At 69.0% G+C, this 22,761-nt stretch carries 12 protein-coding genes, 3 rRNA genes and 1 pseudogene; 5 read left to right on the forward strand and 11 right to left on the reverse strand.

Annotation, left to right across the window (positions count from 1 at the left end; translation table 11 throughout):
- Positions 1 to 75: 75 nt before the first annotated feature.
- From AC1Z4A_RS03230 to AC1Z4A_RS03250, 5 genes are all read right to left on the reverse strand, one after another.
- Complete coding sequence (locus AC1Z4A_RS03230; RefSeq protein WP_483676298.1) at positions 76 to 2,571, reverse strand: sugar phosphate nucleotidyltransferase; 2,496 nt, start codon at positions 2,569 to 2,571, stop codon at positions 76 to 78.
- Positions 2,572 to 2,645: 74 nt separating this feature from the next.
- Positions 2,646 to 3,236, reverse strand: a complete 591-nt coding sequence (clsA, locus tag AC1Z4A_RS03235; protein ID WP_483676299.1) for a cardiolipin synthase ClsA — start codon at positions 3,234 to 3,236, stop codon at positions 2,646 to 2,648.
- A 141-nt stretch (positions 3,237 to 3,377) separates the two neighbouring features.
- Positions 3,378 to 3,494, reverse strand: a 5S ribosomal RNA gene (gene rrf / locus AC1Z4A_RS03240).
- A 76-nt stretch (positions 3,495 to 3,570) separates the two neighbouring features.
- Positions 3,571 to 6,693: ribosomal RNA gene (locus AC1Z4A_RS03245) — 23S ribosomal RNA — on the reverse strand.
- Positions 6,694 to 6,972: 279 nt separating this feature from the next.
- Positions 6,973 to 8,496, reverse strand: a 16S ribosomal RNA gene (locus AC1Z4A_RS03250).
- Together the 16S, 23S and 5S rRNA genes form the textbook arrangement of a ribosomal RNA operon.
- A 643-nt stretch (positions 8,497 to 9,139) precedes the next feature.
- Here AC1Z4A_RS03250 and AC1Z4A_RS03255 point away from each other — a divergent pair.
- Both AC1Z4A_RS03255 and ptsP read left to right on the forward strand, forming a co-directional pair.
- Positions 9,140 to 9,589, forward strand: coding sequence for a PTS sugar transporter subunit IIA (locus tag AC1Z4A_RS03255; RefSeq protein ID WP_483676300.1), 450 nt, complete (start codon positions 9,140 to 9,142; stop codon positions 9,587 to 9,589).
- A gap of 95 nt (positions 9,590 to 9,684) precedes the next feature.
- Entirely contained in the window at positions 9,685 to 11,355 is a 1,671-nt protein-coding gene (ptsP, locus tag AC1Z4A_RS03260; RefSeq protein ID WP_483676301.1) for a phosphoenolpyruvate--protein phosphotransferase, read from the forward strand.
- Positions 11,356 to 11,454: 99 nt separating this feature from the next.
- Here the strand turns inward: ptsP and AC1Z4A_RS03265 are convergent, their stop codons facing one another.
- Positions 11,455 to 12,384, reverse strand: a complete 930-nt coding sequence (locus tag AC1Z4A_RS03265) for a hypothetical protein (RefSeq protein ID WP_483676302.1) — start codon at positions 12,382 to 12,384, stop codon at positions 11,455 to 11,457.
- A gap of 108 nt (positions 12,385 to 12,492) precedes the next feature.
- Entirely contained in the window at positions 12,493 to 14,511 is a 2,019-nt protein-coding gene (locus AC1Z4A_RS03270; protein ID WP_483676303.1) for an acetoacetate--CoA ligase, read from the reverse strand.
- 205 nt (positions 14,512 to 14,716) lie between these two features.
- On the opposite strand from AC1Z4A_RS03270, the gene AC1Z4A_RS03275 reads away from it, so the two are divergent.
- A complete protein-coding gene (locus tag AC1Z4A_RS03275) occupies positions 14,717 to 17,077 on the forward strand; it encodes a glycoside hydrolase family 31 protein (RefSeq protein WP_483676304.1) in 2,361 nt (786 codons plus the stop codon).
- A 60-nt stretch (positions 17,078 to 17,137) separates the two neighbouring features.
- A complete protein-coding gene (locus AC1Z4A_RS03280; protein ID WP_483676305.1) occupies positions 17,138 to 17,920 on the forward strand; it encodes a M15 family metallopeptidase in 783 nt (260 codons plus the stop codon).
- Positions 17,921 to 17,957: 37 nt separating this feature from the next.
- On the opposite strand, the gene AC1Z4A_RS03285 is transcribed toward AC1Z4A_RS03280, so the two are convergent.
- From AC1Z4A_RS03285 to AC1Z4A_RS03300, 4 genes are all read right to left on the reverse strand, one after another.
- A complete protein-coding gene (locus AC1Z4A_RS03285) occupies positions 17,958 to 18,566 on the reverse strand; it encodes a GTP-binding protein (RefSeq protein WP_483676306.1) in 609 nt (202 codons plus the stop codon).
- Positions 18,567 to 18,703: 137 nt separating this feature from the next.
- Positions 18,704 to 19,117 carry a DUF742 domain-containing protein gene (locus AC1Z4A_RS03290; protein WP_483676307.1) on the reverse strand — a complete coding sequence of 138 codons (414 nt, stop codon included), beginning with the start codon at positions 19,115 to 19,117 and terminating at the stop codon, positions 18,704 to 18,706.
- 8 nt (positions 19,118 to 19,125) lie between these two features.
- On the reverse strand, positions 19,126 to 19,587 hold the full coding sequence (locus AC1Z4A_RS03295; protein ID WP_483676308.1) for a roadblock/LC7 domain-containing protein: 462 nt from the start codon (positions 19,585 to 19,587) through the stop codon (positions 19,126 to 19,128).
- Positions 19,584 to 22,106, reverse strand: coding sequence for a sensor histidine kinase (locus AC1Z4A_RS03300; protein ID WP_483676309.1), 2,523 nt, complete (start codon positions 22,104 to 22,106; stop codon positions 19,584 to 19,586). The genes AC1Z4A_RS03295 and AC1Z4A_RS03300 overlap by 4 nt, the downstream gene beginning before the upstream one ends.
- Positions 22,107 to 22,396: 290 nt before the next feature.
- Here AC1Z4A_RS03300 and AC1Z4A_RS03305 point away from each other — a divergent pair.
- Positions 22,397 to 22,732: pseudogene (locus AC1Z4A_RS03305) on the forward strand (hypothetical protein); the annotation flags it as partial.
- Between the last annotated feature and the right edge of the window lie 29 nt (positions 22,733 to 22,761).

Raw genomic sequence — 22,761 nt, forward strand, 5'->3', positions numbered from 1 at the left:
GGGACGATTCGGTGGCAGGGTGAGGACACCCCCGCCGGGCGTCCGTCGAAGGGCCCGGCGCGCGCCCGGGAGTGCTCAGCGGCCGGCGCCGTCCACGATGGCCGTCCACTCGTCCAGCAGCGCCTGGGCCGAGGCGTCGTCAGGGCCCTCCGCCCACAGGTGGGTCACGGCCTCCGCCGGGTCGGGCAGCACCATGATCCAGCGCCCGTCCGCCTCCACCACCCGCACGCCGTCGGTCGTGTCGACCGAACGCTCCCCGGCCGCCTCCACGACGTGCCGCATCACCAGGCCCTTCACCGCCCACGGCGTCGCCAGGTCCCGGCGCAGCACATGCGCCCTGGGGATGCGCGCGTCGATCTGGCTCAGCGTGAGCTGCGTACGGGCCACCAGGCCGATCAGACGTACGAACGCGGCCGTCCCGTCGAAGACGCTGCTGAACTCCGGCACGATGAAGCCGCCGCGCCCGTCGCCGCCGAAGATGGTCCCCTCCTCCCGGCCGACGCGCGTCAGATCGTCGGGCGAGGTGGTCGTCCACGCCACCTGGGTGCCGTGGTAGGCGGCCACCTGCTCGGCGATGCGCGTCGTGGTCACCGGCAGCGCCACCCGGCCGCTGCGGCGCTCGGCGGCGACCAGGTCGAGCAGGACGAGCAGGGCCCGGTCGTCCTCCACGATGCGCCCGCGCTCGTCGACCAGCGAGATCCGCTCCCCCACCGGGTCGAACCGCACGCCGAACGCGGCCCGCGCGGAGGCCACGATCTCCCCCAGGCGCACCAGCCCCGACCGGCGGGCGTCGGCGGTCTCCGTCGGGCGTGCCTCGTCCAGGCCCGGGTTGATGGTGAGCGCGTCCACGCCCAACCGGCCGAGAAGGCTCGGCAGGACCAGGCCGGCGCTGCCGTTCGAGGCGTCGACCACGACCTTCAGACCCGCCTCCGCGACACCGCTGGTGTCCACGGACCGCAGCAGCGAGCCCGTGTAGGAGTCATAGACGCTGGAGGGGAAGGACAGGTCGCCGATCTCCCCGGGGAAGGCACGCCGGTACTCCTGCCGGGCGTAGACGCGGTCGAGCTTCCGCTGCCCGGCCTGGGAGAGGTCGGCGCCGCGCTCGTCGAGGAACAGGATGTCCACCGAGTCGGGCACGCCCGGCGACGTCCGGATCATGATCCCGCCGGCGCTGCCGCGAGCGGTCTGCTGACGGGCCACGGGCAGCGGTACGTTCTCCAGGTCCCGGACGTCGATGGCGCTGGCCTGGAGGGCGGAGATCACGGCCCGCTTGAGGGCTCGCGCGCCGCGCGAGTGGTCACGCGCCGTGGTGACGGTCGCGCCCTTCTTGAGGGTCGTGGCATAGGCACCGGCGAGGCGCACGGCCAGTTCGGGCGTGATCTCCACGTTGAGGATGCCGGAGACCCCCCGGGCGCCGAAGAGGTGGGCCTGTCCCCGGGACTCCCAGATGACCGAGGTGTTGACGAACGCACCCGCCTCGATGGTCTTGAAGGGGTAGACCCGGACGTTCCCCTGGATAATCGATTCCTCACCGACGAGGCACTCGTCCCCGATGACGGCGCCGTCCTCGATGCGGGCGGCGCGCATGATGTCGGTGTTCTTGCCGACGACGCAGCCGCGCAGGTTGCTCTGCTGGCCGACGTAGACGTTGTCGTGGACGACGGCCTTGTGGAGGAAGGCACCGGTCTTGACGACCACGTTGGAGCCCACCACGGTGTGCTCACGGATCTCGGCGCCGGCTTCGACCTTCGCGTAGTCGCCGATATAGAGCGGTCCCCGCAGCACGGCGTCCGGGTGCACTTCGGCGCCCTCGGCGACCCATACGCCGGGCGAGATCTCGAAACCGTCTATGTCGACGTCGACCTTGCCCTCCAGGACGTCGGCCTGGGCCTTGACGTAGCTCTCGTGGGTGCCGACGTCCTCCCAGTAGCCCTCGGCGATGTAGCCGAAGATCGGCTTGCCTTCCTTCATCAGCTGCGGGAAGACGTCACCGGACCAGTCGACGGGCTCGTCCGGCCGGACGTAGTCGAAGACTTCGGGCTCCATGACGTAGATGCCCGTGTTCACGGTGTCGGAGAAGACCTGGCCCCACGTGGGCTTCTCCAGGAAGCGCTCGACCCGGCCGTTCTCGTCGACGATGGTGATGCCGAATTCCAGTGGATTGGGTACCCGGGTCAGGCAGACGGTGACGAGCGCGCCCTTTTCCTTGTGGAAGCGGATCAGGTCGGTCAGGTCGAAATCGGTGAGGGCGTCGCCCGAGATGACCAGGAAGGCGTCGTCCTTGAGCGCCTCTTCCGCATTCTTGACGCTGCCCGCCGTGCCGAGTGGCTTTTCCTCGTTGGCATAGGTGAGTTCCATGCCCAGTTCCTCGCCGTCACCGAAGTAGTTCCTGACGAGAGAGGCGAGGAACTGGACGGTCACCACGGTCTCGGTGAGCCCGTGCCGCTTGAGCAGGCGCAGCACATGCTCCATGATCGGCCGGTTGGCGACCGGCAGGAGTGGCTTGGGCATGCTCGAGGTCATGGGGCGAAGGCGGGTCCCTTCGCCACCGGCCATCACGACGGCCTTCATGTCGGAAGCGTCCTCCTTGAGAGACGACGGTCATGCCGACTTCACGCCCGGTGAGGCTCGAGACTACGGCGAGATCAGTCGGCCGTGGCGTCCGCCCTGACCAGTCGGCGGACCTGGACCACATAGAGGATCCCTGCCCACCAATAGAGGGTTGTACCCCATCCGGCGAACGCCCATCCGAAAATCGCGGCGAGCGAGGCCAACCAGCCGGATCCGTCACTGAGAAGCAGCAAGGGGAAGGCATACATCAGGTTGAACGTCGCCGCCTTCCCAAGGAAGTTCACCTGCGGGGGCGGATAGCCGTGGCGCCTCAGAATCCACACCATGACCAGCAGCATCGCCTCGCGGGCGAGCAGCGCGACGGTCAGCCAGAGCGGAAGGATCTCACGCCATGTCAGGCCGAAGAGGGTGGAAAGGATGTAGAGCCGGTCGGCAGCAGGGTCGAGGAGCCGGCCGAGACTGCTGATCTGATTCCAGCGCCGGGCGAGCTTTCCGTCCAGGTAGTCGGTGACACCGCTGAAGGCCAGTACGAGCAACGCCCAGCCGTCGTGCTTCTGGAGAATCAGCCACAGGAAGAGTGGCACACCGACCAGGCGCGCCATGCTGAGGATGTTCGGGATGGTGAGGACACGGTCGGTCTGGACTCGCGTCTCCTGGACCTCCACCCGGGGGCCTCCTGTGGGGATATGTGCCAACGATGCCCCACGACCTTACCCTTAGCGGTCACGGGGGCGTGCGGAGGGGCCTGCAACGCAAGAAAGCCCTGGTGGGAACATGGTTCCCACCAGGGCTTTCTTTCACAATTTGTTCGGCGGCGTCCTACTCTCCCACAGGGTCCCCCCTGCAGTACCATCGGCGCTGAAAGGCTTAGCTTCCGGGTTCGGAATGTAACCGGGCGTTTCCCTAACGCTATGACCACCGAAACACTATGAAGTTAACCAACCGGAGCATGACTCAACAGTCGTTACTTCAGAACCTACACAGTGGACGCGAGCAACTGAGGACAAGCCCTCGGCCTATTAGTACCAGTCAGCTCCAACCGTTACCGGTCTTCCACACCTGGCCTATCAACCCAGTCGTCTACTGGGAGCCTTACCCCATCAAGTGGGTGGGAGTCCTCATCTCGAAGCAGGCTTCCCGCTTAGATGCTTTCAGCGGTTATCCCTCCCGAACGTAGCCAACCAGCCATGCCCTTGGCAGGACAACTGGCACACCAGAGGTTCGTCCGTCCCGGTCCTCTCGTACTAGGGACAGCCCTTCTCAAGACTCCTACGCGCACAGCGGATAGGGACCGAACTGTCTCACGACGTTCTAAACCCAGCTCGCGTACCGCTTTAATGGGCGAACAGCCCAACCCTTGGGACCGACTCCAGCCCCAGGATGCGACGAGCCGACATCGAGGTGCCAAACCATCCCGTCGATATGGACTCTTGGGGAAGATCAGCCTGTTATCCCCGGGGTACCTTTTATCCGTTGAGCGACGGCGCTTCCACAAGCCACCGCCGGATCACTAGTCCCGACTTTCGTCCCTGCTCGACCCGTCGGTCTCACAGTCAAGCTCCCTTGTGCACTTACACTCAACACCTGATTGCCAACCAGGCTGAGGGAACCTTTGGGCGCCTCCGTTACCCTTTAGGAGGCAACCGCCCCAGTTAAACTACCCACCAGACACTGTCCCTGATCCGGATCACGGACCCAGGTTAGACATCCAGCACGACCAGAGTGGTATTTCAACGACGACTCCACACACACTGGCGTGCATGCTTCACAGTCTCCCACCTATCCTACACAAGCCGAACCGAACACCAATATCAAGCTGTAGTAAAGGTCCCGGGGTCTTTCCGTCCTGCTGCGCGAAACGAGCATCTTTACTCGTAGTGCAATTTCACCGGGCCTATGGTTGAGACAGTCGAGAAGTCGTTACGCCATTCGTGCAGGTCGGAACTTACCCGACAAGGAATTTCGCTACCTTAGGATGGTTATAGTTACCACCGCCGTTTACTGGCGCTTAAGTTCTCAGCTTCGCCCCGTCGAAACAGAGCTAACCGGTCCCCTTAACGTTCCAGCACCGGGCAGGCGTCAGTCCGTATACATCGCCTTACGGCTTCGCACGGACCTGTGTTTTTAGTAAACAGTCGCTTCTCGCTGGTCTCTGCGGCCACCCCCAGCTCAAGCAGCAAGTGCTATCACCAGGAATGGCCCCCCTTCTCCCGAAGTTACGGGGGCATTTTGCCGAGTTCCTTAACCATAGTTCACCCGAACGCCTCGGTATTCTCTACCTGACCACCTGAGTCGGTTTAGGGTACGGGCCGCCATGAAACTCGCTAGAGGCTTTTCTCGACAGCATAGGATCATCCACTTCACCACAATCGGCTCGGCATCAGGTCTCAGGCTGCATGTTGTGCGGATTTGCCTACACAACGCCCTACACCCTTACCCCGGGACAACCACCGCCCGGGCTGGACTACCTTCCTGCGTCACCCCATCGCTTACCTACTACAAGTCTGGTCCGTCGGCTCCACCACTCCCCTTCACCCGAAGGATCCAGGGCGGCTTCACGGACTTAGCATCGCCTGATTCGATATTGGGCGTTTCAAAGCGGGTACCGGAATATCAACCGGTTGTCCATCGACTACGCCTGTCGGCCTCGCCTTAGGTCCCGACTTACCCTGGGCAGATCAGCTTGACCCAGGAACCCTTAGTCAATCGGCGCACACGTTTCCCACGTGTGTATCGCTACTCATGCCTGCATTCTCACTCGTGAACCGTCCACAACTCGTTTCCACGGCTGCTTCACCCGGCACACGACGCTCCCCTACCCATCCACACACCCGTTGAGGCTGTTGTGTGAATGACACGACTTCGGCGGTACGCTTGAGCCCCGCTACATTGTCGGCGCGGAATCACTTGACCAGTGAGCTATTACGCACTCTTTCAAGGGTGGCTGCTTCTAAGCCAACCTCCTGGTTGTCTCTGCGACTCCACATCCTTTCCCACTTAGCGTACGCTTAGGGGCCTTAGTCGATGCTCTGGGCTGTTTCCCTCTCGACCATGGAGCTTATCCCCCACAGTCTCACTGCCGCGCTCTCACTTACCGGCATTCGGAGTTTGGCTAAGGTCAGTAACCCGGTAGGGCCCATCGCCTATCCAGTGCTCTACCTCCGGCAAGAAACACACGACGCTGCACCTAAATGCATTTCGGGGAGAACCAGCTATCACGGAGTTTGATTGGCCTTTCACCCCTAACCACAGGTCATCCCCCAGGTTTTCAACCCTGGTGGGTTCGGTCCTCCACGAAGTCTTACCTCCGCTTCAACCTGCCCATGGCTAGATCACTCCGCTTCGGGTCTTGGGCACGCTACTCAAACGCCCTATTCGGACTCGCTTTCGCTACGGCTTCCCCACACGGGTTAACCTCGCAACATACCGCAAACTCGCAGGCTCATTCTTCAAAAGGCACGCAGTCACGACGTTGAGTGCAAGCACTCAACGCGACGCTCCCACGGCTTGTAGGCACACGGTTTCAGGTACTATTTCACTCCGCTCCCGCGGTACTTTTCACCATTCCCTCACGGTACTATCCGCTATCGGTCACCAGGGAATATTTAGGCTTAGCGGGTGGTCCCGCCAGATTCACACGGGATTTCTCGGGCCCCGTGCTACTTGGGTGTCTCTCAAACGAGCCGCTAATGTTTCAGCTACGGGGGTCTTACCCTCTACGCCGGACCTTTCGCATGTCCTTCGCCTACATCAACGGTTTCTGACTCGTCTCATGGCCGGCAGACCATGAAAGAGAGATCCCACAACCCCGCATGCGCAACCCCTGCCGGGTATCACACACATACGGTTTGGCCTCATCCGGTTTCGCTCGCCACTACTCCCGGAATCACGGTTGTTTTCTCTTCCTGCGGGTACTGAGATGTTTCACTTCCCCGCGTTCCCTCCACACTGCCTATGTGTTCAGCAGCGGGTGACAGCCCATGACGACTGCCGGGTTTCCCCATTCGGACACCCCCGGATCACAGCTCGGTTGACAGCTCCCCGGGGCCTATCGCGGCCTCCCACGTCCTTCATCGGTTCCTGGTGCCAAGGCATCCACCGTGCGCCCTTAAAAACTTGGCCACAGATGCTCGCGTCCACTGTGCAGTTCTCAAGCAACGACCAGCCACCCATCACCCCCGATCAGCAGACCGGAGTTCACTGGGGCCGGCATCGCGAAGGTTCGAGCAACGCTCGCACCCTCAGATACCCAACAGCGTGCCCGGCCCAGCCACTCACCCCACTGTGTTCCACGCCGAAGCAGTACTAACAGGGAGATCCTGAACTGTGCCGAATAGTCAACGTTCCACCCATGAGCAACCGTGCAAGACATTCGCTTGCAGCCGGCTATGTGCTCCTTAGAAAGGAGGTGATCCAGCCGCACCTTCCGGTACGGCTACCTTGTTACGACTTCGTCCCAATCGCCAGTCCCACCTTCGACGGCTCCCTCCACAAGGGTTGGGCCACCGGCTTCGGGTGTTACCGACTTTCGTGACGTGACGGGCGGTGTGTACAAGGCCCGGGAACGTATTCACCGCAGCAATGCTGATCTGCGATTACTAGCAACTCCAACTTCATGGGGTCGAGTTGCAGACCCCAATCCGAACTGAGACCGGCTTTTTGAGATTCGCTCCACCTCGCGGTATCGCAGCTCATTGTACCGGCCATTGTAGCACGTGTGCAGCCCAAGACATAAGGGGCATGATGACTTGACGTCGTCCCCACCTTCCTCCGAGTTGACCCCGGCAGTCTCCTGTGAGTCCCCATCACCCCGAAAGGCATGCTGGCAACACAGAACAAGGGTTGCGCTCGTTGCGGGACTTAACCCAACATCTCACGACACGAGCTGACGACAGCCATGCACCACCTGTACACCGACCACAAGGGGGGCACTATCTCTAGCGCTTTCCGGTGTATGTCAAGCCTTGGTAAGGTTCTTCGCGTTGCGTCGAATTAAGCCACATGCTCCGCTGCTTGTGCGGGCCCCCGTCAATTCCTTTGAGTTTTAGCCTTGCGGCCGTACTCCCCAGGCGGGGCACTTAATGCGTTAGCTGCGGCACGGACGACGTGGAATGTCGCCCACACCTAGTGCCCAACGTTTACGGCGTGGACTACCAGGGTATCTAATCCTGTTCGCTCCCCACGCTTTCGCTCCTCAGCGTCAGTATCGGCCCAGAGATCCGCCTTCGCCACCGGTGTTCCTCCTGATATCTGCGCATTTCACCGCTACACCAGGAATTCCGATCTCCCCTACCGAACTCTAGCCTGCCCGTATCGAATGCAGACCCGGGGTTAAGCCCCGGGCTTTCACATCCGACGCGACAAGCCGCCTACGAGCTCTTTACGCCCAATAATTCCGGACAACGCTTGCGCCCTACGTATTACCGCGGCTGCTGGCACGTAGTTAGCCGGCGCTTCTTCTGCAGGTACCGTCACTTTCGCTTCTTCCCTGCTGAAAGAGGTTTACAACCCGAAGGCCGTCATCCCTCACGCGGCGTCGCTGCATCAGGCTTTCGCCCATTGTGCAATATTCCCCACTGCTGCCTCCCGTAGGAGTCTGGGCCGTGTCTCAGTCCCAGTGTGGCCGGTCGCCCTCTCAGGCCGGCTACCCGTCGTCGCCTTGGTAGGCCATCACCCCACCAACAAGCTGATAGGCCGCGGGCTCATCCTGCACCGCCGGAGCTTTCCACCCGCCAAGATGCCTCGGCAGGTCGTATCCGGTATTAGACCCCGTTTCCAGGGCTTGTCCCAGAGTGCAGGGCAGATTGCCCACGTGTTACTCACCCGTTCGCCACTAATCCACCCCGAAGGGCTTCATCGTTCGACTTGCATGTGTTAAGCACGCCGCCAGCGTTCGTCCTGAGCCAGGATCAAACTCTCCGTGAATGTTTACCGGGCTGCGTTTAATTAAAAACTGCCGGTCACACTCGCGTTGAGCGGAACAGCCAGGCGGAATAAGCCCGGCCGTTCACAGCGTCCTCGCTGTGTATTGCCTACCCGATCCGATACGGACCCGGCAGGACTTTTAAAGGAACCTCATCCATCGAGATGGACGGGGTGTCAACATATCTGGCGTTGACTTTTGGCACGCTGTTGAGTTCTCAAGGAACGGACGCTTCCTTTGTACTCACCCGCAGTGACATTCACTGGGGCTTTCCTCCGGGCGCTTCCCTTCGGTGTTTCACACTCTATCAGGACTTTTCCCGCTCCCTTACCGCTCGCTTATCTCTGCATTCACAAAGGCATGCAGACACACAGAAGCGGATCCGGGAAGTGGATCTCATCCGATGGAGGCCGCCCCCGCCTTGCCAGCAGCTGACTGCGGGCCTCGGTCGTGGGCAGGAATCTGACAGTACATGTCCCGTGCAGGCGAGGCAAATCGATTACGCACCGCACACGCTCCTGGCCCGCTCCGCCCTCGCGCGCTCGTGCGGAATCCTCAGTTCCTATGACTTAGGCTCTGGGCAGTGTGCGCCGTCCAGGACAGGTAGTGACGGCGCGTGATGATTCTCCACCTGGGAGGCTTCCCATGACCACCGTGACGTCCCCGATCGCCGGACGCGCCATCGGACTCGCGGCAGTGCCCGACCCGGTGTTCTCCGGCGCGATGGTGGGTCCCGGTACCGCTGTCGACCCGGTGCGTGAGCCCCACGCCGCGGTCTCCCCCGTCGACGGCGTCATCGTCTCGCTCCACCCCCACGCCTTCGTCGTCGTCGACGCCGAGGGCCACGGAGTGCTGACCCACCTCGGCATCGACACCGTCCAGCTCAACGGCGAGGGCTTCGAGCTGCTCGTCAACAAGGGCGACACCGTCTCCCGCGGCCAGGAAATCGTGCGCTGGAACCCGGCCGCCGTCGAAGAGGCCGGCAAGTCGCCGGTCTGCCCGATCGTGGCGCTCGAGGCCACGCCCGACCAGCTGGCCGACGTCCGCGAGGACGGCGACCTCAAGGCCGGCGACACCCTTTTCACCTGGCAGTGACGTTTCACCTGCGGTGACCCAGCCGTCCGACGGACGGCACGTACGACATCCACGGCGGCGGCCGTGTCCGCCGCATCCAACCGGAGACAGGTGAAATGGAGACAACGCTGCGAGGCGTCGGCGTGAGCCACGGTGTGGCGATCGGCGAGGTCCGGCACATGGGCACGGCGGTTCTGGAACCGCCGGCCAAGCAGATCCCGACGGACGAGGCGCCGCGCGAACAGGGGCGCGCGCGTCAGGCCGTCGAGGCTGTCGCCGCCGACCTCATCGCGCGCGGCAACCTGGCCGGCGGCGAGGCCCAGCACGTGCTCGAGGCCCAGGCCATGATGGCGCAGGACCCGGAGCTGATGGCCGACGTGGAACGGCGCATCGCCGTGGGCAGCACCGCCGAGCGCGCCGTGTACGACGCGTTCGCCGCCTACCGCGCGCTGCTCGCGGGTGCGGGCGAGTACCTGGCCGGCCGCGTGGCCGACCTGGACGACGTGCGCAACCGCATCGTCGCGCGCCTGCTGGGTGTGCCGATGCCGGGTGTGCCGGACAGCGACGAGCCCTATGTGCTGATCGCGCGGGACCTCGCGCCCGCCGACACCGCGCTGCTCGACCCGACGCTGGTGCTCGGCTTCGTGACCGAGGAGGGCGGGCCGACCAGCCACAGCGCGATCCTGGCGCGTGCCCTCGGGGTGCCGGCCGTGGTGGCGCTGCCGGGCGCGGGTGAGCTTGCCGAGGGCACGGTGGTGGCCGTGGACGGCAGCACGGGTGACATCTTCGTCGACCCGAGCGAGGAGAAGCGGGCCGAGCTGACGAAGGCCGCCGAGGAGCGCAAGGCCGCGCTGGCCGCCTCGTCGGGTCCGGGCGCGACGTCGGACGGGCACAAGGTGCCGCTGCTCGCGAACATCGGCGGTCCGGCGGACGTGCCGGCCGCGGTGGAAGCGGGCGCGGAGGGCGTGGGCCTGTTCCGCACCGAGTTCCTCTTCCTGGACGACAGCGCGAAGGCGCCGTCGGAGGAGAAGCAGGTCGAGGCGTACCGCAAGGTGCTGGAGGCGTTCCCCGAGGGCCGTGTGGTCGTGCGGGTGCTGGACGCGGGCGCGGACAAGCCGCTGGACTTCCTGACCCCGGCCGACGAGCCGAACCCGGCGCTGGGCGTGCGCGGTCTGCGGACGCTGCTGGACCATCCGGAGGTGCTGCGCACGCAGCTCACCGCGCTGGCCAAGGCGGCCGAGGGCCTGCCGGTCTACCTCGAGGTCATGGCGCCGATGGTGGCGGACCGCACCGACGCCAAGGCGTTCGCGGACGCGTGCCGTGCGGCCGGGCTGCAGGCGAAGTTCGGCGCGATGGTGGAGATCCCCTCCGCCGCGCTCCGTGCGCGCTCGATCCTCCAGGAGGTCGAGTTCCTGTCGCTGGGCACGAACGACCTGGCGCAGTACACCTTCGCCGCCGACCGCCAGGTCGGTGCGGTGTCGCGGCTGCAGGACCCGTGGCAACCGGCGCTGCTCGACCTGATCGCCTTGTCCGCCGAGGCCGCCAAGGCCGAGGGCAAGAGCTGCGGCGTGTGCGGTGAGGCCGCGTCGGACCCGCTGCTGGCCTGTGTGCTGACGGGTCTGGGCGTGACGAGCCTGTCCATGGGCGCCGCGTCGATCCCCTACGTCCGCGCCACGCTGGCCAAGCACACGCTCGCGCAGTGCGAGCGCGCCGCCGCCGCCGCTCGTGCCACGGACTCGGCCGAGGAGGCCAGGCTGGCCGCGCAGGCCGTGCTGTCCGGCGAGTGAGCCGGTTCCGGTGAAGTGATCGGTGAGTGGTGCTCCCGCCTGTGGGCGGGAGCACCACTTTCTTTTTCCCGGTACTTTCCTTTTGCCTGGTTCGGGCGTTCATCGGGCCATCGCCGGATCCCCTCCCTCGTCCGGCTCGTCGAGCGGAAGGCCCTCGCGGTACTCGACGCCCGGCTCCGGCGGTACCGGCTCGCCCGTCACGGGGTCCGTGCAGTAGGCGGCGAACACCTCCGCTTCGGTCAGGGGCCGCAAGCCGCTGTTGTTGATGCCCCAGCCCCGGACTGTGTCCGGTTCGCCGGGCAGCTGGGTGCGCATGACGACGCCGCCCGGGCGTTCGGTGGCGAGGCCCGCGGCCAGCACCGTGCAGAACACCAGCGCCGCCGCCTCTCCCAGGCGCAGCCGGCCCCCGGCGTCGCACTCGGCGTGGAGCACGGCGACGAGCGGGGCCTCCCCCTCCGCGGGGACGCTGCACACGAGGTGGTGGGCGCCCGTCCCCACGACCTCGACGATGCGCCGGAGGGACCTCGACGCCTCGGCGAAGGCCGCCCGGCCGATGTCCTCCCCGCAGGAGGCGCAGTCGCCGCTGCGGGCCAGCAGGGCGGAGGCGTACTCCCATGTGGCGTGCTGCTCGGCCTCGTCGACGAGGCGGGGCAGCAGGCGGGCGACGGGCCTGCCGTCGTAGGGGACCTTGGCGCCCAGTGCCGCGACCTCGGCCGTGTAACGGGTGCGGCTGGCCGGGGTGTCGGGGTCGAGGCGGAGGTCGGTGCAGTAGTCCTCGTAGTCGACGGGGTCGAAGAGCGTGATGCTGGTGTAGGTGCCCTGGGCGGCCAGTGATCGCAGCAGGCCGTCCACGTGCCGCAGGTAGGTGGCGTGGTCGTCGAAGCCGAAGCTGCGGTATCGCCGCATGGCGGCGAAGTCCGTCTCGTCGGCCAGGACGGCCACGGTGTTCGGTGCCTCGCTGCGGAGCCTGCGCCGTGCGGTGAGCCGGCGTCGGCCGTTGTCGGGCCGGCCGTTGTCGGTGTGTGCCATGAGTTCCCCCCTCATCGCGAGTGATCGATGCTCACTCAGAGTAAGGGGACCCACTGACAACGGCCGCCGCGGCCTCCAGGGCCCGTTTCCTCGGCTCCCTCGGATCCCTCAGTCGCGCTCACGCGCCAGCTGCTCGTAGAAGTGCAGCAGTTCGGCGTTGTCCACGGACCCGGGGTTGACGGCCTTCTCCAGCGGTGTGCCCTGGAGCAGCCGCTTGACCGGGACCTCGATGCGCTTGCCGGTCAGGGTGTGGGGGATGCCGGGGACCTCAATGACCTCGTCGGGGACGTGGCGCGGGGAGAGCTGCTCGCGGATGCTGCGCTTGATGCGGTCGAGCAGGTCGTCGTCCAGGGTGGCGTCCGGGGCGAGGTGGACGAAGAGGGGCATCCAGTAGCCGCCGTCGGGCTTCTCGACGCCGATGACGAGGGATTCGCGGATCTCGGGGAGCCGTTCGACGACCTCGTAGATGTCGGCCGAGCCCATCCGCACGCCCTGCCGGTTGAGGGTGGAGTCGGAGCGGCCGTGGACGACGACGGTGCCGCGCGAGCTGATGGTGATCCAGTCGCCGTGGCGCCAGACGCCGGGGAACATCTCGAAGTAGCTCTCGCGGTAGCGGCTGCCGTCGGGGTCGTTCCAGAAGCGGATGGGCATGGACGGCATGGGGTTGGTGACGATCAGCTCGCCGACCTCGTCGACGACGGGCTTGCCCTGCGCGTCCCAGGACTGGAGGTCGGTGCCCAGGCAGGCGGCCTGGAGTTCGCCGATGTACACGGGCAGGGTCGCCACGGCTCCCGCGAAGCAGCTGCAGACGTCCGTGCCGCCGCTCACCGAGGCGATCCAGAGGTCCTCCGCGCCCGCGGTGTGGAATTCGTCGTGGAGCCAGCGGAAGCCGTCGGGGGGCAGCGGGGAGCCGGTGGTGGCGACGCAGTGGACGGCGGAGAGGTCGAAGTCGCGCGCGGGGTGGACGCCCGCCTTGCGGCAGGCCATCACATAGGCGGCGGAGGTGCCGAAGAGCGTGGCGCCGGTGCACTCCGCGACGCGCCACTGGGCGGCGGTGTCGGGGTGGCCGGGGCTGCCGTCGTAGAGGACGACGGTGGAGCCGACGAGGAGGCCGGAGACGAGGAAGTTCCACATCATCCAGCCGGTGGAGGTGTACCAGAAGAAGCGGTCCTCGGGGCCGAGGTCGCAGTGCAGGGTGAGCTGCTTGAGGTGTTCGAGGACGATGCCGCCCTGGGACTGGACGATGGCCTTGGGCAGGCCCGTGGTGCCCGAGGAGTAGAGCACCCACAGGGGGTGGTCGAAGGGGACCTGCTCGAAGACGGGCTCGGTGTCGGCCGCGGTCAGGGCCGCCCACTCCAGGGTCCCCTCGGGGGCCGGGGTGCCGAGCAGCGGGATGTGGACGACCGCGCGCAGGGTGGGAAGTTCGGCGCGCAGTTCGGTGACGACGTCGGCGCGCTCGTGCCGCTTGCCGCCGTACTGGTAGCCGTCGACGGTGAAGAGCACGACGGGCTCGACCTGCTGGAAGCGGTCGAGGACGCTGCGGGCGCCGAAGTCGGGGGCGCAGGAGGTCCACACGGCGCCGACGGCGGCGGTGGCGAGGAAGGCGACGGCGGCCTGCGGGATGTTGGGCAGGTAGCCGCTGACGCGGTCGCCGGGGCGTACGCCGAGTCCGCGCAGGGCGGCGGCCAGGGAGCCGACCTGTCTGCGGAGTTCGGCCCAGGTGACGGGCCGGGGCTCGTGGGTCTCGTCGAGGTGCAGGAGGGCGGGCCGGTCGGCCGCGGCGGGGTCCTCGGCGGTGCGCAGGGCGTGTTCGGCGTAGTTGAGGGTGGCGCCGGGGAACCAGCGGGCGCCGGGCATCGAGCGGTCGGCGAGCACGCGCTCGTACGGGGTGGTGAAGCGCACGTCGCACCACTCGGCGAAGGCCTGCCAGAAGGTCTCCAACTCCTCGACCGACCAGCGGTGCAGGGCCGCGTAGCTCGCCTCGGGGTCGTCCGGGAGGGGGGCGGGGGCGCCGTGCTCGGCGGCGGCCCAGGTGTGGAAGCGGGTGACCTGGGCGCGGGCGATGCGGTCCGGTCCGGGGCGGCGGATGGGCTCCGGCCGGTCGGCGTGCTGCGGTGCGGTGGTCATCTGGCTGCTCCCGGGCTGTACGCGTCGTGGGCGACGCCGCGGGCACGGCGGGGTGGCACGTGACGCGGCTGACCAGGACGATGCCATGTGATCGACTCGTGCACCAGGGGCGGGGCCACACCGGCTGGATCCGGGCGGGCCCTGCGGGGTGAACGGCGGTTGAACGGTGCACGCACCGGCGGGCGGCGGTGGCAGGGTGAGCGGCATGGACGCGGGTGACCTTGTGCGATCGGTGCAGTGGATGACTTCGTTGCGGACGGTGGGGAGCGCGCGGGGACTTCGGTCCGTGCGGTCGGCCTGGCGGCGGCGGCGCGCGGACGCGGCGGGGCTGCCGCGGCCGGGTGCGGAGCGGGCCCGGGTGCCGGGGCCGGCGCGGGGGGCCGTGCCCGAGCCCGGGGGCGGGGTGGTGCGGTTCGCCCGGTCGTCGCTGCGGGTGCGGGTGGCGGCGGGCGGTGCGGTGTTCTGCGGCTGGGACGGAGCGCTGCCGGAGCCGTCGTACGCGCTGGCGGGGGCGGGTCCGGAGGCGGACGAGCGGGCGGTGCTGGAGCCGGACACGGACGGTGGCTGGCGGGTGGTGTCGGAGCGGGTGCTGGTGGTGGTCTCGCGGCACGGCACGGTGGAGGTGCGGACCCCGGGCGGGGTGATGCTGCGGCGGGACCTGCCGCCGCGCTGGTGGGAGCCGGTGGAGCGGGGGGAGGGCACGGCGCGCTGGGTGCAGCGCTCGGAGGTGCCCGCGGACGCGCGGTTCTTCGGTCTGGGCGGCCGGACGGCGGGGCCGCGGCTGCGGGACGGGGTGTACCGGCTGTGGAACACCGATCCGGGCGGGGCGTTCGAGCCGGGTGACGATCCGCTGTACATCACGATGCCGGTGCAGCTGGTGGTGGCGGACGCGGGGACGCACCTGGTGTTCCACGACAACTCCTGGGACGGGCGGGTGACGTTGTGGGAGGGCGAGGAGGGCGCGGGCTCGGGGCACGACCGGCCGGGGCGGTGCGAGGTGCGGATGGAGGGGGGTCCGCTGCGCTACTGGGTGCTGGCGGGCACTCCGGCGCGGGTGCTGCACGGCTGGGCGGCGCTGACGGGCGGGGCCGCGCTGCCGCCGGCGTGGGCGCTGGGCCACCACCATGCGCGCTGGGGGTTCGGCAGCGAGGGCGAGGTGCGGCGGGTGGTGGCCGGGTACCTGGAGCGGGGTCTTCCGCTCTCTGCGGTGCACCTGGACATCGACCACTACCGGGGGCACCGGGTGTTCACGGTGGACCGGGAGCGGTTTCCGGACCTGCCGGGGCTGGCGGCGGACCTGCGCCGGGACGGGGTGCGGCTGGTGTCCATCGTGGACCCGGCGGTCAAGGCCGAGCCGGGGCTGGCGGTGTACGACGGCGGCATGGAGCTGGACGCGTTCGTGCGGGACGCGCGGGGCCGGCGGGTGCGGGGCGAGGTGTGGCCGGGCGAGTCGGTGTTCCCGGACTTCACGGATCCGAGGGTGCGCGAGTGGTGGGGCGGTCTGTACGCGGAGCGGCTGGTGCAGGGCTTCTCCGGGGTGTGGCACGACATGAACGAGCCGGTGTCGTTCGCGGCGTTCGGCGATCCGACGCTGCCGCGGTCGGCCCGGCACGTGCTGGAGGGGCGGGGCGGCGACCACCGCGAGGCGCACAACGTGTACGGGCTGGCGATGGCGCGGGCCGGGTACGAGGGGCTGTGCGCACTGCGGCCGGACGAGCGGCCGTTCCTCTTCTCGCGGTCGGGCTGGGCGGGCATGCAGCGCTACGGCGGCACGTGGTCGGGCGACGTGGCGACGGGCTGGCCGGGGCTCCGGGCGTCGCTGGCGCTGGTGCTGGGACTGGGGCTGTGCGGGGTGCCGTACTCGGGGCCGGACATCGGGGGGTTCACGGGCTTTCCGTCGCCCGAGCTGTACTTGCGCTGGTTCCAGCTGGGGGCGTACCTGCCGCTGTTCCGTACGCACGCGGCGATCTCGGCGGGGCGGCGGGAGCCGTGGGAGTTCGGGGCGGAGGTGCTGGAGCACGCGGGGGCGGCGCTGCGGGAGCGGATGCGGCTGCTGCCGTACTTCGTGACGCTGGCGCACCTGGCCCGGCGGACGGGGGCGCCGTACGTCCGGCCGGTGTGGTGGCGGTCGCCGGAGGACCGGGTACTGCGGGACTGCGAGGACGCGTTCCTGCTGGGGGATTCGCTGCTGGTGGCGCCGGTGCTGGAGCGCGGGGCGGACCGGCGGGCGGTGCGGCTGCCGCGCGGGCGCTGGTACGACACGGCGACGGGGCGGGCGTACGAGGGGCCGGGGCAGGTGCTGCTGGACGCTCCGCTGTCGCGGGTGCCGGTGCTGGCGCGGGCGGGTTCGGTGATTCCGGTGGCGGGCGCGCGGGGCGAGGTGGAGCTGGAGGTGTGGGCGCCGGCTCCGGGGCGCACCGGGGGCGGGGTGCTGATCGCGGACGCGGGCCCGGGCTGGGAGTGCCCGGAGGCGGTGCGGTTCACGACCCGGGTGCGGGGCGGGGTGGTGACGGTCGAGCAGGAGGGGGCGGCGGAGGTGGGGTACCGGGTGCGGGTGCGGCCCTGAGGCGGGAAGGGCGTGCAGGGGTCTTCCGTGCCGGGCGGTGCCGCTGGTATGGGGTAGGGCATGTCGAGACTGTCCGCCGTATGGCGTGCCCTGGTGGTGCCCGTCGCCGCGCTGGCCGCCCTGGTGTCCGCACCGCCCGCGCTGGCGGTGCGGGGGCCGGGGACGCCGCCGGGGTTCGTGGCACTGGCCGATGTGGATCCGACCGTCCGCCAGGAGATGCGCTACTTCACCGTGCACAACTTCACCGGCCACCGGGTGACCGGCTACGAGCGGCCGCGGTGTCTGCTCACGCGCCCGGCCGCCGAGGCCGTGCACCGGGTGCAGCGGGAGCTGTGGCGCCGGGGGTACACGCTCAAGGTGTACGACTGCTACCGGCCGCAGCGGGCGGTGGACGACTTCGTGGCGTGGGCCAAGGACCTCGGGGACGTGCGGATGAAGGGCGAGTTCTATCCCCAGGTCGAGAAGTCGCGGCTGTTCGAGGACGGCTACATCGCGGCGAAGTCCGGTCACAGCAGGGGCAGCACGCTGGACCTGACGGTGGTGCGGCGGCCCGCCCTGCCCACGCGCCCGTATCTGCCCGGTGAGCCGCTGGTGCCCTGCTACGCGCCGAAGGCCGTGCGGTTCCCGGACAACTCGCTCGACATGGGTACGGGGTTCGACTGCTTCGACACCCTGTCGCACACGCTCGACCCACGGGTCCAGGGGCGGCAGCGGGCCAACCGGCTGCTGCTGAAGTCCGCGATGGAGAAGGCGGGTTTCGTCAATCTCGCCGAGGAGTGGTGGCACTACACGCTCCGGGACGAGCCGTACCCGCAGACCTATTTCGACTTCCCCGTCCGCTGATCCGTCCGCCGGCGCGCCCCGGCCCGGGGTCCCGGTGTCACACCGCCGCTGCGCGGGCCGCCGTGGTCCCCCTGGCCATCGCGTGCTCGACGACGGAGACGAGGACGTCCTTCACGGACTCCCGATCGCGGGCGTCGCACATCAGCACGGGCACCTCGGGGTCGAGGTCGAGCGCGTCGCGCACCGTGTCCTCGGGGTAGCGGGCCGCGCCGTCGAAGCAGTTGACGGCGAGGGTGAAGGGGATGCCGCGCCGCTCGAAGTAGTCGACGGCGGCGAAGCAGTCCCGGAGCCGCCGGGTGTCGGCGAGGACCACGGCCCCGAGCGCGCCCTGCGCCAGCTCGTCCCACAGGAACCAGAAGCGGTCCTGGCCCGGGGTGCCGAAGAGGTAGAGGACCAGGTCCTCGCGGAGGGTGAGCCGGCCGAAGTCCATGGCGACGGTGGTGGTGTGCTTGCCCTCCACCCCCGAGGTGTCGTCCACCGGGCGGCTCGCCTCGGTGAGCAGTTCCTCGGTGCGCAGCGGCTTGATCTCGCTGATGGCGCCGACCAGGGTGGTCTTGCCCACGCCGAAGCCCCCTGCCACCAGCAGCTTGAGGGCCACCGGGGCGGCGGCGGGCCGGGTACGGCGGTCAGAGCGCCGGAACGGCATGGGTTTTCCTCCGGGTTCAGGGTCGGCGCGGTGTCGCGCTCCCCCGTGGGATTGATCGTTCCGCACGGACGGCGGCCCCGGCAAGGCCCGTCCGGCCCCGCCGCCGGGCCGGACGGAGCATGGCCGGGGCCGCGGGGTCACAGTGCACGCAGGGCCTCGATCACCTCGCGCAGGATGTCCTCGTCGGGCAGTTCCGCCGGCGGGACCGGGCGGCAGGCCCGGACGTATCCGCCGTCGATGAGGTCGCCGACGAGCACGCGGACGACCCCGACCGGCAGGTCGAGTCCGGTGGCCAGGTCGGCGACGGACAGGGGGGCCTGCCGGGCGAGGTCGGCGATGTCGAGGTGCTCCGGGGAGAGGGTCTGGTCCGCGATGGCGTGCGCACCTCCGGGGTGCGCGACCAGTAACTCCTCGGCGACGACGAGTGCGATGAGGTCGAGCCGGTCCTCGGCGGGGCCGGCGGTACGGCCCCGGGTCATGGCGTACGGGCGGACCACGGGGCCCGCCGCGTCGTCGTACCAGTGGGCCGGCTGCCCTCGGTCTCCGGTCATGCGGGCCGTCACTCGTCGGCGGCGCCGGTGCGCGGAGCGGTTCCCAGGTGTGCGCCGACCCGCTTCACGAGCAGCGTCATCTCGTAGGCCACCAGCCCGATGTCGGAGTCGGCGTCGGCGAGGACGGCCAGACAGCTCCCGTCTCCCGCGGCGGTGACGAAGAGGAACGCCTCGTCCAGCTCGACCACGGTCTGGCGGACCTCGCCGGCGTCGAAGTGCCGGCCCACGCCCTTGGCGAGGCTGTGGAAGCCGGAGGCCACCGCGGCGAGGTGCTCGCCGTCCTCCCGGGTGAGGTCCTTGGAGCGGCCTGTGGCCAGGCCGTCGCCGGACAGGACGAGCGCCTTGCGGATGGTGGTGACGCGCTCGACGAGTTCGTCGAGGAGCCAGTTCAGCTCGCCGGTTGCGGCGGCCGTCCGGACCTGGCCCGGCTGTGCCGGGGCGTTGCGTGTCACGGCCTTCGGTGCGGTCATCGACCGTCCCCCTCAGTTGTTGTTCCTGGTGCTGTCGTGCTCGGTGGGTTCGTCGTCTCATTGTCCTCCCGCCCGCGCTGCCACCCTCGCTGGAGGGCGGTCATACGGGCCCGGACCTCGTCGGCGTCACGCTCGGCCGCCGGGTCGGCGGGATCCCGGCCGGGCCGCGGGCGCGCGGCGGGAGACTCCTTGAGCTGGGGGGCGAGGCTGGCCTGGCGTACGCGCCGGGGCAGTCCGCCGGTGGGGGTGCGCTCCTCGTCGGGGCCGCCGCGGTCCTCCTGTGCGGGGACGGGCCGGCCGGATTTCCCGGCGACGGTGCGGCCGTGGTCGGAGACCAGCACGGGGGGTCTGCGGCGCGGCAGCGGGGCGACCGCGTCGGGGGCCTGGTGGTGCTGTTCGCCGGAGGGCACGGAGCGGGCGGACAGGCGCCGCAGGAGGCCGCCGTCCAGGGTGCCGTCCATGCCGTCGCCGGGGCCCGACTCGTACGGGGAGTAGGGGGGATCTGCCTCGGCCGGGTCGCCGGGCGGGGCCGTCCGGGTCCGCTCGGTGCGGCCGGGCCGGGCCTCGGGCCGCTGGGGGCGCGCCGGGGCCTTGCGGAGCGTGCCGCCGGTGTCCTCGCCGGTCCTGACCGGGAGTTCGGTGAGCAGCGCGGAGGGGATGAGCACGACGGCCGTGGTGCCGCCGTACGGGGAGGGCTGGAGCGAGACGCGCACGCCCTGGCGCTGGGCGAGCCGGCTGACCACGAAGAGGCCCAGGCGGTCGGTGTCGGACAGCTCGAACTCGGGGGTCTCGGCGAGCCGGAGGTTGGCCTCCAGGAGCGCCTCGGGGGTCATGCCCAGGCCGCGGTCGTGGATCTCGAGGGTGAAGCCGTTGGAGACCCGCTCGCCGTGGACGTGGACGGCGGTGTGCGGCGGGGAGAAGACGGTGGCGTTCTCCAGGAGTTCGGCGACGAGGTGGGTGAGGTCGGAGACGGCGGGCCCGTTGAGGGCCAGCCGCGGCAGCCGCCGCACCTCGATGCGCTCGTACGCCTCGACCTCGGCCACGGCGGCGCGGACGACGTCCATCAGCGGGACCGGCTTGCGCCACTGCCGGGAGGGGGCGGCGCCGGAGAGGATGACCAGGCCCTCGGCATGGCGGCGCATGCGGGTGGTGAGGTGGTCGAGGCGGAAGAGGTCGGCGAGTTCCCCGGTGTCCTCGGTGCGGCGCTCCATGGTGTCCAGCAGGTTCAGCTGACGGTGCAGCAGGACCTGGGCGCGGCGGGCGAGGTTGACGAAGACGTCGGAGACGCCGCGGCGCATCTCGGCCTGTTTGACGGCGGCTTCGACCGCGGCGCGCTGGAGGGTGTTGAGGGCCTGGCCGACCTGGCCCAGTTCGTCCGGGCCGTACTCGAGGCGGGGGGCCTCGGTCTCGACGTCGACCGGTTCGCCCGCGGCCAGGCGGCGCATGACGCTGGGCAGCCGGACGCCCGAGACCTCGTGGGCCTCCTTGCGCAGCCGGCCCAGGTCCCGCACCAGGCCGCGGCCGATGCGGAAGGAGATGACGACCGAGGCGACGAGGGCGGCCAGGCCGAGGATGCCGGCGACGGCGGCCTTGGTGAGCACCCCGAGGGCGACGGGCTTGACCCGCCGGCTGAAGCGGTGGTCGGCCTCTGTGCCCATCCGGCCCAGGTCGTCGAGGACGGGGCCGGCGACGGACTGCCAGCGCTCGGGGTCGACGGCGTGCGTGGCGCGCGGGGAGCCGGCCAGGATCACGGCGTCCTCGGCGGCGTCCAGCGCCTCGGCGCGGCTGCCGCGCCAGTAGTCGTCGAAGATCTTCCGGTCCTCGGCCGGCAGGACGGCCAGGTTGGTGCTGTAGAGGATCCTGCGCTCGGCGACGCGGTCGGAGAAGGCCCGCAGGTCCTGCTTGCTCATGCTGCCGGCCGCGAACGCGGCGGCGAGCAGGGCGTCCTCGCGGGAGACCGCCTCGCGGGCGCGGTCGAGGCCGACCAGGGCGCGGCTCTGCTTGTCCATGTCGGCGTCCTGGAGGACGCCGAGGCTGCCGACGAAGTCGTAGTACGGCTCGGCGAGGTCGTTGTACGCCTGGAAGGCGCTGTAGCGGGTGAGGGAGTTGTCCTCGACCTTGCGGCGCAGGCCCTCGATGCTGCCGAGGCTCTTCTCGATGGCGCGGAAACGATCCGCCACGCCGCCGCTCATGTCGCCGCGCGCGTTCTCGGCACTCGAGCGGAAGGTGGCGACCGTCTTGTCCGTGGCGCGCTGCTGGGCCCGCAGTGCGGCCAGGGCGTCGGTGCGGGAGGTGTCGGCGAGGTAGACGAGCGACTGGCGGCGCTCCTTCTGCAGGGCGCGGGCCATGTCCTTGGCGGGAAAGCCGACTTTGCGCATGACGTCGGCGACCGTGAACAGCCGGGCTGCCTCGCTGCCGGTGATGGCGGTGGCGAAGGCCCACAGCGCCGTCAGGGACACCAGGGGCACCAGCAGCAGCGCCACGATCTTCCGGCGGATGGACTTCCCGCGAAAGCGCATGGCCTCCCCTACGTCAACCCCGGCATGCGGGGGTGGTGTTCCGACAGTAATGCGGCGTGAGCCTACTACTGCGGAGTACACGACTCGAAGGCCAGTACGGCCGACGGACGGGGGGTCTGGCCTGTTTTCCCCTCCCATGGGAACCTTCGGACCCGGTCGTTCGCTCTTTTCCATGACGGAAGCGGGCGTGGGGGCGGGCGGCAAGGTGCCCGATGTCCCGCTGTCCGGACCGATTCGAGGCGCTTCTGGGGAGAGCCCGTGCAGGGCTGCGCTGGGGGAGGTGAGCCGCCATGGACCGGGATCACGACATTCCGGCGTCCATCCGCAGGCCGTTGTGGGTCGAGGGGCCGGCCAGGAGGCCGCGGATGCCCGATCCCGTGCGCACCGCAGCGGTGCGCGCGGGGCTCTTCGTCGCGCTGACGCTGGTGCAGACGATGGTGACGATACTGTTCGCCCTCGCCGGCTCCTGGTTCGCCTTCCCTGCGGTGCTGTGCGCGGTGGCCGGCACGGTGCTGGCCACCTGGGGCGTGCTCGACGTCTGGGTGACCCGTCAGGTGTGGCGGCAGCGGCACGGCGTGGTGTCCGTGCCCAGCAGCACCGCCCGGCGCGTGCGCAGGGCGCGGCGCCCGGGCTACCCCTGACGGGTCGTCACCCG

This window comes from Streptomyces sp. 17_S59 (genome assembly GCF_056930295.1).